This window comes from Paenibacillus sp. Marseille-Q9583, assembly GCF_976954365.1.
This window is the reverse complement of record NZ_CDRJTB010000099.1, coordinates 1-16,570: the sequence shown is the minus strand read 5'-3', so window position 1 is coordinate 16,570 and position 16,570 is coordinate 1. Positions and strand designations below refer to the sequence as shown.

10 protein-coding genes are annotated in these 16,570 nt (G+C 37.7%); 9 read left to right on the top strand and 1 reads right to left on the bottom strand.

The window, feature by feature from the left end:
* Positions 1-44: 44 nt before the first annotated feature.
* Both ACWNM1_RS28400 and ACWNM1_RS28395 read left to right on the top strand, forming a co-directional pair.
* The gene (locus tag ACWNM1_RS28400) at positions 45-2,099 is read left to right on the top strand and encodes an ATP-dependent nuclease (protein WP_449603605.1); all 2,055 of its coding nucleotides are present in this window, start codon (positions 45-47) and stop codon (positions 2,097-2,099) included.
* On the top strand, positions 2,084-3,877 hold the full coding sequence (locus ACWNM1_RS28395) for a UvrD-helicase domain-containing protein (protein WP_449603604.1): 1,794 nt from the start codon (positions 2,084-2,086) through the stop codon (positions 3,875-3,877). The genes ACWNM1_RS28400 and ACWNM1_RS28395 overlap by 16 nt, the downstream gene beginning before the upstream one ends.
* 1,090 nt (positions 3,878-4,967) lie before the next feature.
* Here the strand turns inward: ACWNM1_RS28395 and ACWNM1_RS28390 are convergent.
* Positions 4,968-8,915: an nSTAND3 domain-containing NTPase gene (locus ACWNM1_RS28390; protein ID WP_449603603.1), complete on the bottom strand. Its 3,948-nt coding sequence runs from the start codon at positions 8,913-8,915 to the stop codon at positions 4,968-4,970.
* 510 nt (positions 8,916-9,425) lie between these two features.
* Between ACWNM1_RS28390 and ACWNM1_RS28385 the strand changes: the two genes are divergently transcribed.
* From ACWNM1_RS28385 to ACWNM1_RS28355, 7 genes are all read left to right on the top strand, one after another.
* Entirely contained in the window at positions 9,426-10,121 is a 696-nt protein-coding gene (locus tag ACWNM1_RS28385; RefSeq protein ID WP_449603602.1) for a hypothetical protein, read from the top strand.
* A gap of 93 nt (positions 10,122-10,214) precedes the next feature.
* Entirely contained in the window at positions 10,215-10,961 is a 747-nt protein-coding gene (locus ACWNM1_RS28380; protein ID WP_449603601.1) for a hypothetical protein, read from the top strand.
* A gap of 215 nt (positions 10,962-11,176) precedes the next feature.
* Positions 11,177-12,697 carry an SAVED domain-containing protein gene (locus ACWNM1_RS28375; RefSeq protein ID WP_449603600.1) on the top strand — a complete coding sequence of 507 codons (1,521 nt, stop codon included), beginning with the start codon at positions 11,177-11,179 and terminating at the stop codon, positions 12,695-12,697.
* 18 nt (positions 12,698-12,715) lie between these two features.
* Positions 12,716-13,840, top strand: a complete 1,125-nt coding sequence (locus ACWNM1_RS28370; protein ID WP_449603599.1) for an SMODS domain-containing nucleotidyltransferase — start codon at positions 12,716-12,718, stop codon at positions 13,838-13,840.
* Complete coding sequence (locus ACWNM1_RS28365) at positions 13,833-15,656, top strand: ThiF family adenylyltransferase (RefSeq protein ID WP_449603598.1); 1,824 nt, start codon at positions 13,833-13,835, stop codon at positions 15,654-15,656. Before ACWNM1_RS28370 ends, ACWNM1_RS28365 begins: the two co-directional genes overlap by 8 nt.
* The gene (locus ACWNM1_RS28360) at positions 15,656-16,156 is read left to right on the top strand and encodes a hypothetical protein (protein ID WP_449603597.1); all 501 of its coding nucleotides are present in this window, start codon (positions 15,656-15,658) and stop codon (positions 16,154-16,156) included. The genes ACWNM1_RS28365 and ACWNM1_RS28360 overlap by 1 nt, the downstream gene beginning before the upstream one ends.
* A gap of 171 nt (positions 16,157-16,327) precedes the next feature.
* Complete coding sequence (locus ACWNM1_RS28355; protein ID WP_449603596.1) at positions 16,328-16,555, top strand: hypothetical protein; 228 nt, start codon at positions 16,328-16,330, stop codon at positions 16,553-16,555.
* The last annotated feature ends 15 nt before the right edge of the window (positions 16,556-16,570 follow it).

Genomic DNA, 16,570 nt, shown 5'->3' with positions numbered 1-16,570 from the left:
GAAAAAATTCACATCGTTATCTTTTCTATTAAGGGGAGAAGCAAATGTATATAGCAAAAATAAAAATCGAAAATTACAGAAATTTTAAAAATAAAACCGTTATTTTTAACGAGGGTATCAATGTTATTATTGGGCATAACAATGCGGGGAAGACAAATCTTATCAAAGCTTTAGCTCTCGTTTTAGACTCGAATGGAAAAAAGAGATTAGACATACATGATTTTAATAAGAGTATTTCGCTTGATGAATTGAAATGTGCTCCTCCTAAAATAAGCATAAGCGTGACTATAAAGCAAAGCGATAATGAAGACCTTAATTCTGACGACCTGGTGACAGTAGCCAACTGGTTGACTAAGCTTGATGAACCTTATGAGGCGATGCTAATTTATCAATTCTATCTTCCAGAGAAGGAAACGGAAAGGTATATAGCAACCATTTCTCATGCGACTGATAAAGATAAAGCTTGGAGAATAATTCAACAGGAGTTCTTGAGACTTTATATCTATAAGATATGGGGAGGCAATGTTGTTAATCAAACCGCTGCAGATAGCGAATCATTACAGAAGTTTGATTTTCAATTTTTGGATGCAATCCGAGATGTCGAAAGAGATATGCTCTCAGGTAGGAATACTTTACTTAGAGATGTCTTAGATTTCTTTATGGATTACGATATTAAATCTGACCCTAAACGAACGGAGGTAGAAAAATTAGAAGAAATTAAGCTAAAAAAACAATCCTTTTCTGATACCGCTGATATACTTTTAGAAAATCTCTCACAGAGAATGTTACTCGGTAAACAACAGATATTGTCTTATGCCGAAAATACAGGGGCATCCTTTAATAAAGCCAAACCCACGTTTGAAGGGAATATATCTGATGTTGAGTTGTTCTCAGCCTTAAAGTTAATTGTAGAATATGAAACGGGTATAAAAATTCCAGCAACTCATAATGGGTTAGGCTACAATAATTTGATCTTTATGTCATTGTTGCTGTCTAAAATGCAGGTGAATTCAGATGGAAGCTATTTAGGAAGCAATGCGAAAGTTTTTCCTATTTTAGCGATTGAGGAACCTGAAGCTCACTTACATCCAGCTATGCAATATCAATTTTTGAAATTTTTGCTGAAAAATAAGGAAGACAAAAAGGTAAGACAAATATTTGTCACCACCCATTCAACCCATATTACGTCTTCCGTCTCTTTAGATGAGATGATCTGCTTACATAATGAGATTGGGGAAACAAGTGTAGGTTATCCGGGGAAAGTATTCAATGAGAATGAAAAAAGCAAAAAATATGTTCAGCGTTTTTTAGATGCAACTAAATCAGATATGCTTTTTGCACAGAAAGTCATTCTAGTAGAAGGAATAGCTGAACAACTATTATTACCAATTTTAGCAAGATATCTAGGTGTTCCATTAGAAGAGAAACATATTGCTGTAGTTAATGTCGGTGGAAGGTATTTTGAACATTTTCTCTATTTATTTAATTCTAACAATCCTTATGCAATACATAAAAAGGTAGCATGTATAACCGATAGAGACCCTGAGAGAAAGAAGAAAGGTACAAAAGGTGAAAACTATAGCAAGTGCTATCCTTATGAATATGGTGTCCAAAAGGATATATATGATTATAAGCAAAATCCCTCTTTTAACTTGTATCCTCGTGATGGGCATTCTAATATAGCTGTCTTTTCTCAGGATGCACTTGAAGGAAAGACATTTGAGTATGATTTAATTTTACATAACCCTTCTCTAGAGATGTTGATTACTGATTCGATTAAAAATCAAGATGAAGTAATGAGTTTAATGAAGTTGTTTAGGGATGGAAAAGATTTATCTGAATATGAGCAGAATTTTAGAAAGAGCGTTGAGAATAATAGAATACTGGAAAGTATACGCTTAAATACCTCTTGGAAAAAAGATCAGAAGTCGAAAGGTCTTATTGCATCTCGTTATCTTAATTCTGTTGGAAAAGGGGAAAACGCTTTGGAATTAGCTTCTGTACTCACAGATAATCTCTATAAAATAGGAACAGCTGATTTTCAAGAATTTAAGGTTCCAAACTATATAAAGGAAGCCATCGCATGGATAATTCATTGATAGAAATAGACTCTAACTCTCTGATACCTCTAGAAAATCATTTTCGTGTAGCAGCTGGGCCCGGGGCCGGTAAAACCTACTGGCTTGTACAACATATTAAGAACGTTTTGTATCATTCATTGAGATTAAGCAAAACTCGAAAAATTGCTTGTATAACCTATACCAATGTAGCAGTAGAAACCATTTTAAACCGCTTAGGTACTAATGTTAATCAGGTAGATGTCTCAACGTTACATAGTTTTTTATATAAACACATTGTGAAACCTTACGCCTCATATCTGGAATCCGATTATGAATTGAATGTAAATGAGATGGATGGCCATGAAGAAACAGTAGTGCATCTAAAGAAAGTAAAGTGTTGGATTGAGAATCACTCCAATGTCGATCATTTAAAACATCCTTATACAGTGAACCAATTAATAATGCGTAAAGAAAATACAATACCTCTTATCAGATGGTTACATCACTTAAATTATCAATTTAATATGCATGGAGACCTTACACTCGTTGGAAATCGTAAACAAGCATATAGAATAGAAAGAAAGGGTGATAAAGAAGACCGTAAGTATCTTAATAAAATCTGTCTAGATGTACTAGAAACAGATTTTCTAGCATACAAAAAGCTTTATTGGTCTAAAGGTATTGTTGATCATTCTGATGTGCTTTTCTTTAGCTATCAGCTTCTTAAAAAGCACCCATTTATTTTAAAAGTTTTACGAGCCAAATTTCCCTATTTATATATTGATGAATTTCAAGATACAAGTCCGATACAAGTGGAAATTTTAAGACTTATAGGTGCCGAGGAAACAATTGTTGGTATCATCGGTGATGCTGCACAATCCATTTACAGCTTTCAAGGTGCTGATCCTGATCAGTTTGCATCTTTTTCGTTGCCCAATCTTTCGGAATACGTTATGAGGGATAATAGAAGAAGTACAAACCCCATTATTGATTTATTAAACTTAACCCGAAAAGATATACAGCAGAATAAGTATAGAAATATTGAGGGGGATAAACCCAAGCTTCTACTGGGAAAAAGAATTGCTGCTTTATTAAAGGCAACTGAACTTTGTAATGAAGAAGAGCTGTACACCTTATCACGTGACAATCCTACATCAAATGCTATGAGAAAATATTCATTGAGGGATGTAATTAATGACAAGTTGATTGAAGAGCTCTTAGAAGTAGATAAACCAACTAGCAGCAACAAGTATAGAAGCCGAGTAGTTGTTACTTGCTTGAAATCCGTAGAATATGCTCGCGATGGAAACATGAAGAAGGCAATACAAGAACTTGAAGGTATCGAAAAAGATAGCAACAATAAGGAAGAAAGAAGAAAGTTTGCGTTGAAATCACTTTTCTTACTTTTGAACGAATACGATACATTTATGGATAAGTCTCTATATGAGTTCTATTCATTTGTGAAAAATGTTATAAAAACTGAAATTTCTAATTTTGGTAAAGGTGCAGCTAGAACATTTTATGAAAGCTATACATATGAGCAACTAGCTCTATGTGTGAATATTACCGATGATAAAAGTAGGCACAGAACTATTCATAAATCAAAGGGAGATGAATTTGATAATGTATTGATTATTTTAGAATCTTCAACTGAATTGGATGTGTTTATTAAGCCCAATTTAAAAAATAATGAAGAACATAGAATTAGATATGTAGCTTTGAGTAGGGCAAAAGAACGTATTTTTGTAAATGCTCCATTTATAGATGAGAACCTCCACTCAAAGTTGGAGGGAGTTTTTGAAATAATTAATGTATGATAATTGTTCGGGTCAGTTTTATGTGTTCGTTGAGAAGAAAGCGAATCATGCTACCTTCAAATAGCATTAATTTAAGCATTTTTTCAGAGAGTCACTAACGATGCACAACTCAAAAAAATATCAAAGTGTAAATAAAAAATAATACAATTGTGAATTAAACCAACTGGGGCGCTTTTGGAAAAAGTGGTTAAGTCTCTTTATCAAAAGTAGTTGACTCTGTGAGGTGAAATGAGGAACCAACTTTAATGTAAATACCAGGCACAAACTTTAATGTCGCCACGTGTTTAATGCTCTTATCCTAGATGCCAACTATATTGTAAAATTAGCAAGGGGATGAAAACTCGAAATCTCTTGATTTTCTGAGTTTTTCGGACACTAACTATAATGTCATTGAATCCAGTGTATAGGAACAATATAGTTGTGAAGTTGACATTAAAGTTATGAAGTAGACATTAAAATTGTGAAGTGCACATTAAAGTTATGAAGTTGTCTGATAATAAAAGTTGGTACAACAACGCAGACATAATGGGTCGTCCTGAAATTTCAGGACGGCTTTGTTTTTTTGAAAATGGATATTAAGGGGGGGGATTATCAAAATTAATTTTTATATTTTAAAAAGAAAGTAAAGCGTTCGAATGAGGAATAAAGTGTAAGACTAAGAAAAAAGTTATCGGCTTAACGAATGCTTCATTAAGCTATCCTGCTAATAGCTTGTCAAGATTACCAGTAATGTAATGTTAGTCGTTTGGTACTTAAATTACTAATTAGCCGACATAAGACTAGCAAACATTTATCAAGAATGGAGTTTTAAACTCTAATAAAAAACGCTAATTTAATTCAGCAGGCAGGTTAAACCTCTCCTTAGAAGCAAACTAGATTTAATAGCTTCTAAAGGGAGGCTTTGTTATGATTTACCAACTACATCTAAGATGGGTCACTAGTGATAAGCTACCTTTGTCCTTTTGCTGTGTTGTCTACTTAGTTTGTTTTGTCTGCTTTATCCGCCATCAATCAGCAATGATCACGTTCACGAGTTGTATGCTGTTCGTAAAATGTAAGCTTGTCGCTTCCTACAACAGCCATTGCGCCATCACAGCACCCAATGCTCCAACTCATAATGATCTTCAAACGATCGCGCTTGCTCGGAGCCCGACTCGATAAGCTGATGTCGATTAGCTTCAAGCAGCCGATCAATTTCGTCATCGGCAATAAGCAATTTGCGCAGCGTGTTGCCAACTATCCTGTTTGTTAACGTCATTCTCGGCGGATTATGCTCATATACCAAGCTAACAAATGTTTTAAAATTGTCGAGCTGTTGTCCATGCTTCTCATCGTGGGCAAGAGAAGGCGTTGCTTGCTGCTCAGCATAATTCATATACTGGAAGCAAATATCTACGACCTTATGGTCGATGCTCAGTCTAGAGCACAACTGGCCAAATACAACATCCCTCTCAAATAGCTCCAACAAATCTTTTCTATCATCACACTGGTATTGCACAGCTTCAATATTCTCTGCGATGAGCGTGAAAAATTGCTGCTGTTCCTCCTCGAAGCTATGTGCAAGCAGCAAATCCCACATTTGTTTATTACTTTGGTTTTTTGTTGCTGAAACGGTCAGCAACTGACGAAACAACGCCGGTCGTTGAGCGGGATTAGCGATCAGCCTCGTATACACCGCCATACCGTCTGGAAATCGGTCCGTATCATTATAGTAAAGCGCATCTATAAACTCCCGCAATGCAATATCGAAGCATCGCCCCTCCGGTGGTCGCCCCAAAACCTCCACAATAACACGATTCCATACCTTTTGGTTATGATGATGATAGCCATTCCACCATAATGGCTGCGGGTAACCGCAATGGACGTTAAGGCAGCATTCTAGCAGTCCTTCCGCCATCAGCCGATCCACTACAGCACCAATCTCTTGTCCAAATAAGACCTCGCCCACAATCGCTATTTGCACTTCATCAGGAACAATGCGGCGGTTCAGCGCAACTCCACGCAGCCACCGGACATCCTCTCGCTTGGCGTGCAATACCGCTATTAGCTCAGCCCGTTCGCCAATTGATAGCGAGGGCCAATGGTCTACCAATGTGCCGATCGTAACCGTGAGCAGACTAGTTTGCCGGACTGATAGCAGTTCTTGAAACAGTTCTGCTCTAACATCAGTAGCCGGTCCTGTTCCTTTTAGCAAATAATCCGCAACATTCATGCCATAATCCTCCGGCAGATGATGCTCACTATAATGATGCAGCCAACGATGCCAAGAGCTTGCCAATTGGACAATCCGCTCCAAATCATCAACATGAGCGAGCGACTCTCTCGCTACTTTCACCATATGAGCTTCATTCATCCGCATATATTTGGACGGAAAATGGTTTAGTAGCGCAATAAACAGATCGTACCAAACAAGCCATAGCTCTCGGGTTTCCTCATCTGTGAGTTTATCCCAATCTAGGCCATCCCGCGCATACTGATCCTCGAAATATTCCAAAAAACGTTTGGAGCGCAGCGCAACGGACATAATCGACAGCGAGTTCCGAACATAATCTAAAATCGCGGACTTCGCCTGTGGTGTATAGCTGCTCCAACTGGACAAAGCGCCGCGAAACAGCTTATAAATATAGTCCGGATGCTCTTGCGGCTCCAAGTAGCCTGCAATATCCTCGAACGTATAAGCGAACTGTTGAAATAGCAGTTTCACCGCTTTCGCTCGAATAAAGCTTTCATCATAAGCTAGCGCCAGCCGAATAACGTGTAGCAGATCCGCGGGTTCCATTTTGTCTGCAACGCGTACTGCTAGCATATCCCGTATTTCTTCAGCAGTAAGTGGCTCGCTTGCCGCCAATTTTTGCAGACTTGCTGCGTGTCTGTCCTCATCCCAGTCCAGCCAGTCGAAACTGGACCGACGCTCCGTTGCTGTATTAAAATACGGTTCGCCCTTATGCCATAAAATATCATCGTCGTTCATCGAGTTTTGAATTTTTACCGCACGCACAAACGCCTTCTGCTCCTGGTCGTTCAACTCATCCAGCCGACTATTGAAATACATAATGACCCGATCCCTCACAGACGGAAACAACGAATGTAGACTTCTTAGCAGTAATACCTTGACTCGCTGTTTAAGCATGACATCTTGTGTCTCGGCATACTGCCACTCTGCCATCATAAGCGCGCATAGGTTTCCGTCTTTAGATAGTGAAGCCAGACTTCGACCCAACAAGCGGAAGTTGCTATCCTTGTCGGCAAAAACGTCCTCCAGATTCGTTTGGAATAAGATTTTGCTCGCATGGTAGTAAATCGGATGGGTAAACACAATCGTTTTATAAAACGAATCAACTTTGATATAGCCACGGTCGCGTAAATCTCGAAGCGCTGCTCTATCGTCGCTCGTAATCTCATACATTGCCTGGTAGGCTGGATATGGCGGAGTCTCCGCTACTTTTCCCCCGATATGGTAGGCAACCGGCTCGTCAGACTGATAGCTAAGCGCTGGCTCCTCCGTCGATTCACTTAACAGAAACGCCAAATCGTCGAGCTTGGCCGCTCGATAGGTGCTGCAGCTTAAACCAAGCGCCATAAACACACGCTTGCTGTTCTGTCCCTGCTCGTCAATTTGCCGTGCCAAGCGATAAGAGTCGATCCGTGCTTCATTAACGATTGCTGACTCCTCCCATTGCTCCAGCACACCCAGATCAGGCTGCGCATAATAGAGGTGCACGATCTGTCCCGGTTGCAAGGCGCTCGTACGTTCATTACGCTCCAGCCAGCCCCGTATCCGCTGAAATAAAGCCGCAGACGAACTCGACGTGCCATAATAGCGCATCCAAATTTGCTCTCCAATTGCTACTTCATCAGCTGTTAAATCATGCCATACGTGTGCTTTCATGCGGCATTTCGTAATCGAGCTGCAACGCAAAGCATGAAGCAAAATATCGCGGCGTGTCGTTACAATCAGTTTGCGATGTGGGCCACAGGCGTCCAGCAACCGTTCCACTTTAGCGACAAGCTCGGTTCTTTGTGGATAAGCAGTTATCGAGCCAAACGGGTCTTCTAGTACGAGTAGCCTCTCCTCATGGCTTACATGCCGTAAAAAAGCGAGGGCACCGCTGTCACCATCTAGCTCACTTGTTAATTTCACTCTAAAGCCAGACTCCTGATAACATTGAGCAATTTCCTTCGCCAAATACGTTTTCCCACATAAGGATACCCCTGTCAACATCAGCACATGGGAAGTTTCCAAAGCTTCGCTGCAGAGGGACATTTCCGCGCGCGCCACGAGCTTCTCATCATAGGAGAATATTCGATTGCCGTTGTAAGCAGCAAGCAGTCTAACAACATCCTCCGTGATGGATTGCCCGGAATCGCGGCCTTGTCGAACTAGCTCGTCCAGCTTGTTAATAACTTCATCTGTTTCGCTTTGCGGAACGGCGTATTTTCTATTGAGCAGACGCGCTAGCCGTTCATAAACGGTATCCCAGTCCATAGACTCCCAGACGCGGTTTTTTTTCAAAATCGTCCTAAGCTGATTGTTTGAGTTATCTCTAAAAAACTGCTCCAAAAAACGCTGACGTCCCTGCCCAGCAGGAGTCGCATCCGTGTAGTGGGCCAACACATTTGTTTTGACCCGCGCCAATAAGTCGTTGTCTATCCCTGCCGTTAACGGCAAATAAACCTCATTCGAATCTACAAACAGGCTCACATCATCCCGGCAGCGGGCATTCGTTACAAATAATACAAAGCGATTGGCATCCTGCTTTAATTTCTCCAGCAAATTCATATCCCGGCTATGCTTGTCAAAATGGCTAATCCAACTCGAAAACTCTGCTAAATCAATTTGACCAGAGCGATCCTTCACTTGCACGTCCAAAATATAAGGATTGCCCGCGGCCTGAAAGGTAATCCGCGAATCTTCGCCATCCGCACATTCGATATAGATGCCAACGTTTTCTTGATCCAGCAGCTTTAGCGCCACATAAGCAGAAACGAGATACTGGTACTCATAGCCTCGAACTCCTGCGATTTCAACGGTCATCATGTCACCCCTCATCTAGTCAGCCTGAATAGACCAAAAGCCATATTGCAGCTCTTGTGGTTCTGTTCCCATCAATGTAGTTCTATCCCTGTCCTATATTTCCCTCTTGTAAGCGGCAGATTTACAGCAAAATTGACAAAATTATAGAATCAGGGAAGCAAAAAAGGAATAAGACCACCGCAAGAAAAAACCTTTGAGCAAGCAATCAGAGCTGTCACTGACAGCTTACCATCAAAGCAAAAAAGTTGTTTTTTCATTGTGGTGAAGGAAAAGGAAGAATCGGTATAGTAGCCGTAGGTATCTTACTTACTCTAGGGCTAAGTGACACACTTGACGAAGCCATCGGTGACCCAAATGACCATGAAATCCGGAGTTCCTCGTAAGCTTTTGGTTGGAACGATAGTTAGTATCTATCTCTCAATGAAGAAAACAATCCTTATTATCACATACAAAATATAGACAATAATTTAAAATAAACGAATAAATACAAATATTAGATATGGAGTGGTGTTATTGTTTGGAATACAGGTATCCGTCCTTATTGTAGCGGTTTTCACAGCATTTATAAGCTATCAATTTAGACTTAGAGAAAAGAAAAGAGATTTAGCTCACTCAGAAATAACAAAAAGCTATAATGAGGTTTATTCTCCAATTAAGTTTCTACTTAAAGAGATCAACGAGGAGCCTAGCAAAGAAGAAAAATTAGTACTCATTGATAATTTTTTCAATCAATATGGTTTGAGTGGTTCAAAGGGGCAATTAATCGGAGCTTCTGAAATATTACATAAATTCTTTGAATTGAATGCTCTGTATAAAGCATTCAAGCATGATCAAAATGCTTACGAAGATAAATTCATCCAGATCCTAAAAAGTTTCGAAGTGCAAATAACAAATGAGTTTTGGGATGCTCATGACATTATCTATAAAGAACATATTAGATACAAAAAACATCATTTTAATCCGGTAAGATCTTTATTCTTAGATCTTCTAGCAACGATAAAGCTTATGACAGAACTAGCGACAAGTATTGTATTTATTGCATGGATAGCAATACTAACAGACATTGTATTAAAGTTACACATTTTTAATGAAAAATCAGTCGCTGTTATATTAGTATTAACCGTTATGGTGGCTTTGTTTTATTCTGTGACATTCATCTACTATAAAACTTTTTATAAACCAACTAACAATCGTTATAAGATGAAATGATTTTTCTTTGGTATTAATTCTTAATTTAGCTTCACCTTTCTACAACTATTATAGATTCATTTTGATCGTATTCCAGAGTGAGGATGTCTGCATATGGATAATATTCTAAAGATACTTCTAGCTAGTAGTAGCGTGATTGCATTAAATTTTATATTTAAGACTATAACTTCAAATGACTTTGATAAATTGCTTATTCCCAAATACCAAAAAATGCTGCAGGTGGTTTGTGCATTTATACTTCTAATTGCTCTTTTCATTGGGTATGGAATGTTATTCGCTTTCCTTATGAATCAAGTCAAAGAACTTAGATATACGGATTTTGCGATAGGTATCCTTTTACTTGTATATATTATTGCGTTAATAATCATTGGTTGTACCTGTATATCAAAAAAACAAAAAGAAAAAAAGACAGGTAACGAAATCAATTACTCTGAGAAAAAAGTTGAATATATAACCATAGGGATGGTTTTTCTAAATCTTATTATTTATGCATACTTTTTAAACGAATCCTACTTTAAATCAGGTGTAAAAAATGGAGCGTATTATTGGGATCTTATTTCATGTATTATTGTGTTTTTTATGATTACGTATCTTTTAATGAAAGCACAACTTTACTTACAAGGCTTTAAGAGAAGACGCTGGAGTTACGTTTTATCTCCGACTCCTGAAAAAATAGAAGAGCGATATTTACATGTTTTATATGCAATATCAGCCACACAACTTGTTCTTTCTGAAGATGAAAATTCCCATTATCCTACAAGTATTTATCTCTTTGATATGAGCAAGCAAAGTTATATACATTTTGAAAGAGTGTTAACTTTAAAGAAAGAGAGTAAGTAATGCAAATGAATATTGACTAATTTAATATAGAACCATCTACCAAATGATGCAGGCAGATACTAACCTTTTTACAGCACTCTTTTGACTATGTACATACACTGTTTCCTTTGCTGCAACATTAGGAAAAGTGATTGGGTAGTTGAATATAGAAGTTTGTTGTGAGATAATTATAAAGGGAACATAAGTTCTTTAATTTACTTATAGGACTGTGATATATGGGGAAAGCAATTGATGCAATTAATGATGGTTTGACATATCAGAATCTGTATTTTTGGTTGTTTGCTTCTGAGTTGCTCCATAATGATACCAATATTAAAGAAGTATCATACGAGGATGATCGCATTAAATCTCTCGACGATGTTGTAGTTGAATATATTGAACCTATAAGAGGGGATTACAGCATCGACGATGAAATTACTTTGGACTTTTATCAGGTGAAATATCATGTTAAGAATTCGCAACAGATAGAACTATTGGACCTCATTGATCCTTCATTTATTAATGCCTCTACACACTCCTTCTTAAATCGTGTACACGATGCTCTGAAACAAGGTTATACTACAGCACGATTTCATTTAATTACACCATGGAATATAAAAAAAGGCGACCTACTAGAAGTTTTATTGGACAATCATGATAATAAACTACACTTGAATGCGATATTTGACGGAAAACAAAAGAGTAAAATGGCCTTAGCTCGAAAAACTATGATGCAACATCTCCAGCTAGATAAGGAGGAGGAACTACGTGCCGTTTTAAGCAGTATTCGCATTCAACATAGTAAACCGGGTATTTCCTTGTTAATAAAGGATCAACTAAATTCTAAATTAATGCTTGCAGGACTTAAACCCCTAGATCACAGGGTTCTTGTAAATCCTTATAATGATTTGATAGTAAACTGTGCAAGTAAGGGAAGTAAGTGCTTTAATAAAGATTCCCTTCTAAGGCTCTGTCGCGCAGAGAGATTGTATACAGGCCAACCGCTATTATATAAAGATGATGTCCCTGTAGGAATTCGCAGTTTTCTTCCATATACGGAAACTCTGGAGGAAGAAACAAACCATCTATTATGTCTTAGTGAACATTTCGATGGACGATTGCTTAAATCAGATAAAAGTTGGAATGGGGATATTTACGCTAGATTAGTAGAGTTCTCAAAACAAATCTTTTCTCCGGGTAATGCATACCTCATTCAATTCAATACACATCTTTCTATAACATTTGCTGCAGGTTTAATTCTTAATCCAAAATCAGGTGTCAAGGCATTTCCTGTTCAGCGTGGAGATGGATTGATTGCTTGGATTCCGGAAATACATCGTGAAATAACACCAGTTTATCCAATATTCAATGAGGAGTACTCAGATAACTCTCTGATTGAAGGTGATACAGTAGTTGCTATCAGCATAACTCGGAATGTTAAATCTCATGTTGAGTGGTACATTGAGGAGAATAAATTAACTCTAAAATCGTCTTATCATTTTTATTTACCTTTAGAGGGGATTAAGGCAATTCAAGATGGTACACATGCTTGGTTATTAGCAGAACAGGTCATTCGGACTTTAGATAGACGTAATCCGAAACAGAGAAAAGGTAAGGTTCATTTTTTCATTGCTGCTCCTGGTGGTTTTGTTTTCTTTCTTGCTCAACAAGCTGCAAATATCCCAGAGATCATTTTATACGAACATAATTTTACTGGGGATGGATCATATTCCCCCTCACTTATACTACCTGTTTAAACACTCGGAGGTGTTATTGTGAATATTCCTACTTACTTTGCTAGATTTCTTAAAGAAATTCGTTTAACTGAAAATCAAGTCAATGATTTAATCAAAGGACATACTACGTTAAGAAAAAGATTAAAAGAAGACGAAGATATGTCTAAAATTATTGTAAGTACATTCCTGCAAGGAAGTTATCGGAGATCTACTGCTGTTCGTCCAAAGGGAGATAGCCGTTCGGATGTAGATGTAATTTTGGTGACTAAATTGAGTATGGAGGAATACAGTAATCCAGAAGATGCTATCAATGTATTAAAACCATTTATGGAAAAACATTATGCAGGAAAATATCAAATTCAAGGTCGATCTATAGGAATATCTTTAAGTTATGTAGACTTAGATGTAGTCATAACAGCTGCACCCTCAGAGAGTGAGGAAGGCATTTTGGAGTCAAATAGTGTTACCGATATGCTTGCACTAGAAGATATTGAAACATGGTCATTAAAGGAATCATGGGAAGTTTTGAGTGAAACAGTAGAAGCAAGCTCTATCTTTAAAACTTATTCGAATGCTAATGAACCAGAGTGGAAAACAGTTCCTCTTTGGATTCCGGATAGGGACGCTGAGGAATGGAAACAAACAGATCCTCTGGCACAAATTAAATGGACACAAGAAAAAAATAAATCATGTAACCGACATTACGTCAACGTAGTTAAGGCTCTAAAGTGGTGGAGAAGAATAAATAATGTGCCAAAACATCCAAAAGGATATCCACTGGAGCATCTCATTGGTTTATGTTGCCCAGATGGAATACAAAGCGTTGGTCAAGGTGTAACCGAGGTTTTGGAGGCCATAGTGAATAACTATTCAACAAAGCCGGTTATGTCAGATCACGGCGTACCAGAGCATGATGTAATGGGCAGAGTTACTGAGGAAGAATACGAAGAGTTTTATGAGCTGGTTAAAAAAGCTGCAGAAATTGCTAGAAAAGCATCAGATGCCACCACTGTTAAAGAAAGTGCGGAAGAATGGAATAAACTTTTTGGTTCGAAATTTCCGACATCTGAAGCTACAACAACTAATAACCAGAGTAGTTCTCTAGTTTTTTCAAAAAGAGAAAACCCAATTAGCTCTGATATTGTGGGTGGACGGTTTGGATAATCCTTCAATACCTGAAAGTATATTAATCGGGTGTACCCAATTAGAAACTGTTGAAGGATATCAGCAACTCCAAGACCTTTATTGGCATGGGAATTTTAAGAATTGGATTCTCCAGTTTAGTATAAATGTATCAGGGGTAGATGGACAATCTATCCCCCACACTACGAATTGGTACATGTTAATAGATCCTCTTTATCCGAGAGGATCTATTGGTATATATCCCGACAAAGTAAATAGTATTACTCAAACCTATCAGCACATGAATGAGAATAAAGAAGTAAATGAAATTCCTTGGCGATTAGGTAAGATTTGTACTGATTGGGATAACGGTTTACTTGAATTATTAACAGATACTGAAGAACAGATGGATGCAGATCAGCGTATTTCGTGGCATGTAGAGCGATTAAAAAATTGGTTACTCAATGCCTCAAATCATTCGTTAGCAAGACCAGGAGATTTTTTCGAATTACCACACGTACACTTTAGTACTGAGTTGCTAATCGTTTTTGCTGAAGAGCAAAAGAATATTAGTTATTGGAATGGAATGAGAAACAGATCTGGATGGGTATCCCTTAAAGAAGTATCAGAATATCAAAATATAATATTCGTGTCTGCGTTTTTGGATAATAAGTCGAATGTAATACATGAATATGAGTGGGGAAAACTTGTTCAGGCTGGTGTAGAATCTAAACATCATAATGGGGTATGGGTGCTACTTCCATTTCAGCCTATATTGGAACCTTGGTATTATCCTAAAACAATAAAGGAATTAGAAGCTATTTGTAAGAAACATCATTTTGACTTATGGCGAGAAATATACAGGCATATGCATATTTTCAGAGAACAGGAACAACACAATTACCTATTACTGGGATTTAAAATTCCTCAATTAGTCGGAGAGCAGAATGTAATTGTTCATTGGATAAGTATAGAAATTGGGAAGTTAGCCAAAAAGGTAAACAAGATTACCGGATTCAGAAGAGCAAATGACTTCTATTTTCAACGAGATCGCATAAATCTGTTACATCCAGATAAGAGCTTAAGGTATGTTCGCACAGAGAACTGGAGTAAAGAATCCGTGCTTAGCCGAGGAAGTATAAATGAGAAAATACAACATGATAGTGTATTTTTAATCGGTGCGGGTGCTCTTGGCTCAGCCATCGGGGAACTACTTTCTCGTATAGGCATTTCTAAAATAATTGTTTGTGACAAAGATATTTTAAAAGTTGGTAATTTATCGCGACATACGCTTGGTATTGATCACTTATCCATGAAAAAGGCTGAAGCATTATCATATAGAATCAATTACAATAATGTACACACTTGGTCTGTAGCCATCAATAGTGCTTTTCCCAATTTGAGCGTCGATGAAGTGGAGGTACTGGAGAGTCAAGATATCATTATAGATACTACAGGAAGCGATGCAGTTATTGACCATTTATATTCCTTTGACTGGACGCTTCCGAAAAGATTTGTTTCAGTGTCACTAGGATTCGGAGCAAAAAGAATGTTTATCTTTTTGTCCAATAAGCATCCCTTTCCTCGCCAGTCTTTCTACAACTTTCTCAAGCCGTGGATTGAATTGGAGCGAGAAGAGAATAAAGACATCATCTTGCCTAGGGATGGTATTGGATGTTATCATCCTCTATTTCCTGCTCGCGCAGATGACATTTGGATGATGGCAGGTCTAGCAATAAAAGAAATCGAGGCATGGTGGCTTAAACCATTTGGTCCCAACATCTTTGCTGTTTATGAACAACAACATATAGATGGATTATCCGCAGGTGTTTTACTAAAGCAACGAGAGGTGTTTTAATGCTTGTTCATAGATACAGAGATATTGAAGGCAATCTTGAGGTTGAAATTAGTGACGATGTATTAACATTTATGTTAGCTCAATGTACCTTAAGTGGAGAATTAGAAACAGGTGGTATTCTGGCTGGCTACTATGATGATGCGTTGAATAGGGCAGTTATAATAAAGAGCAGCCCTGCCCCTATCGATTCAAAACAAACAAGAACTAGATTTTATAGAGGAGTACAAGGTCTCAAAGATTGGCTTAATACCTTATGGAAGTTAGACAAGGCCTATTATGTGGGGGAATGGCATTTTCATCCTTTTGCATCAAGTAAAATGAGCTTAATTGATTCCAAGCAAATGAACTCAATTTCTAATAATAAGTCAATGAACTGTCCAGAACCCATATTACTTATCATTGGAGGAAACCCTCGAAAAAGGTATTCTGTTTCTATCAGTATTTTTATGAAAAATAAGAAACCGATAGAGCTTAATGAGTACTTACCTGAAATAATCTAAAATAGAAGTTAAGGCTAAGATTTTGAGAAGTGACTGGAATAAAGGGCACCCGATTGGGTGTCCTTTATTCGGGTTCATTCAAGCGTTTATATAGGTAGCTTTCACTTGAAACGTAATAATTAATGAGAGAAGGAAATAATAGAGATAAGAAACCTAGTGAGGTGTTTAGTAATGAATTATGATGACGTTTATAAGCTGCATCTACAATTACTGAGCATATACGAAAAAAATGAGCGTTATTCACGTAATCACCAAGTGCAAATAGATTACTACAAAAAGCAATTGGTCATGTTTGCTGAAGATAATGTTCAACGTGTTTTTGTTTTAAATCAACTGCTAAAAATTCATGAGAAGACTCGTGAAGATCTCGTTAATCGTTGTGCAAATCATTATTTTTAAAGGATATATTTGTTG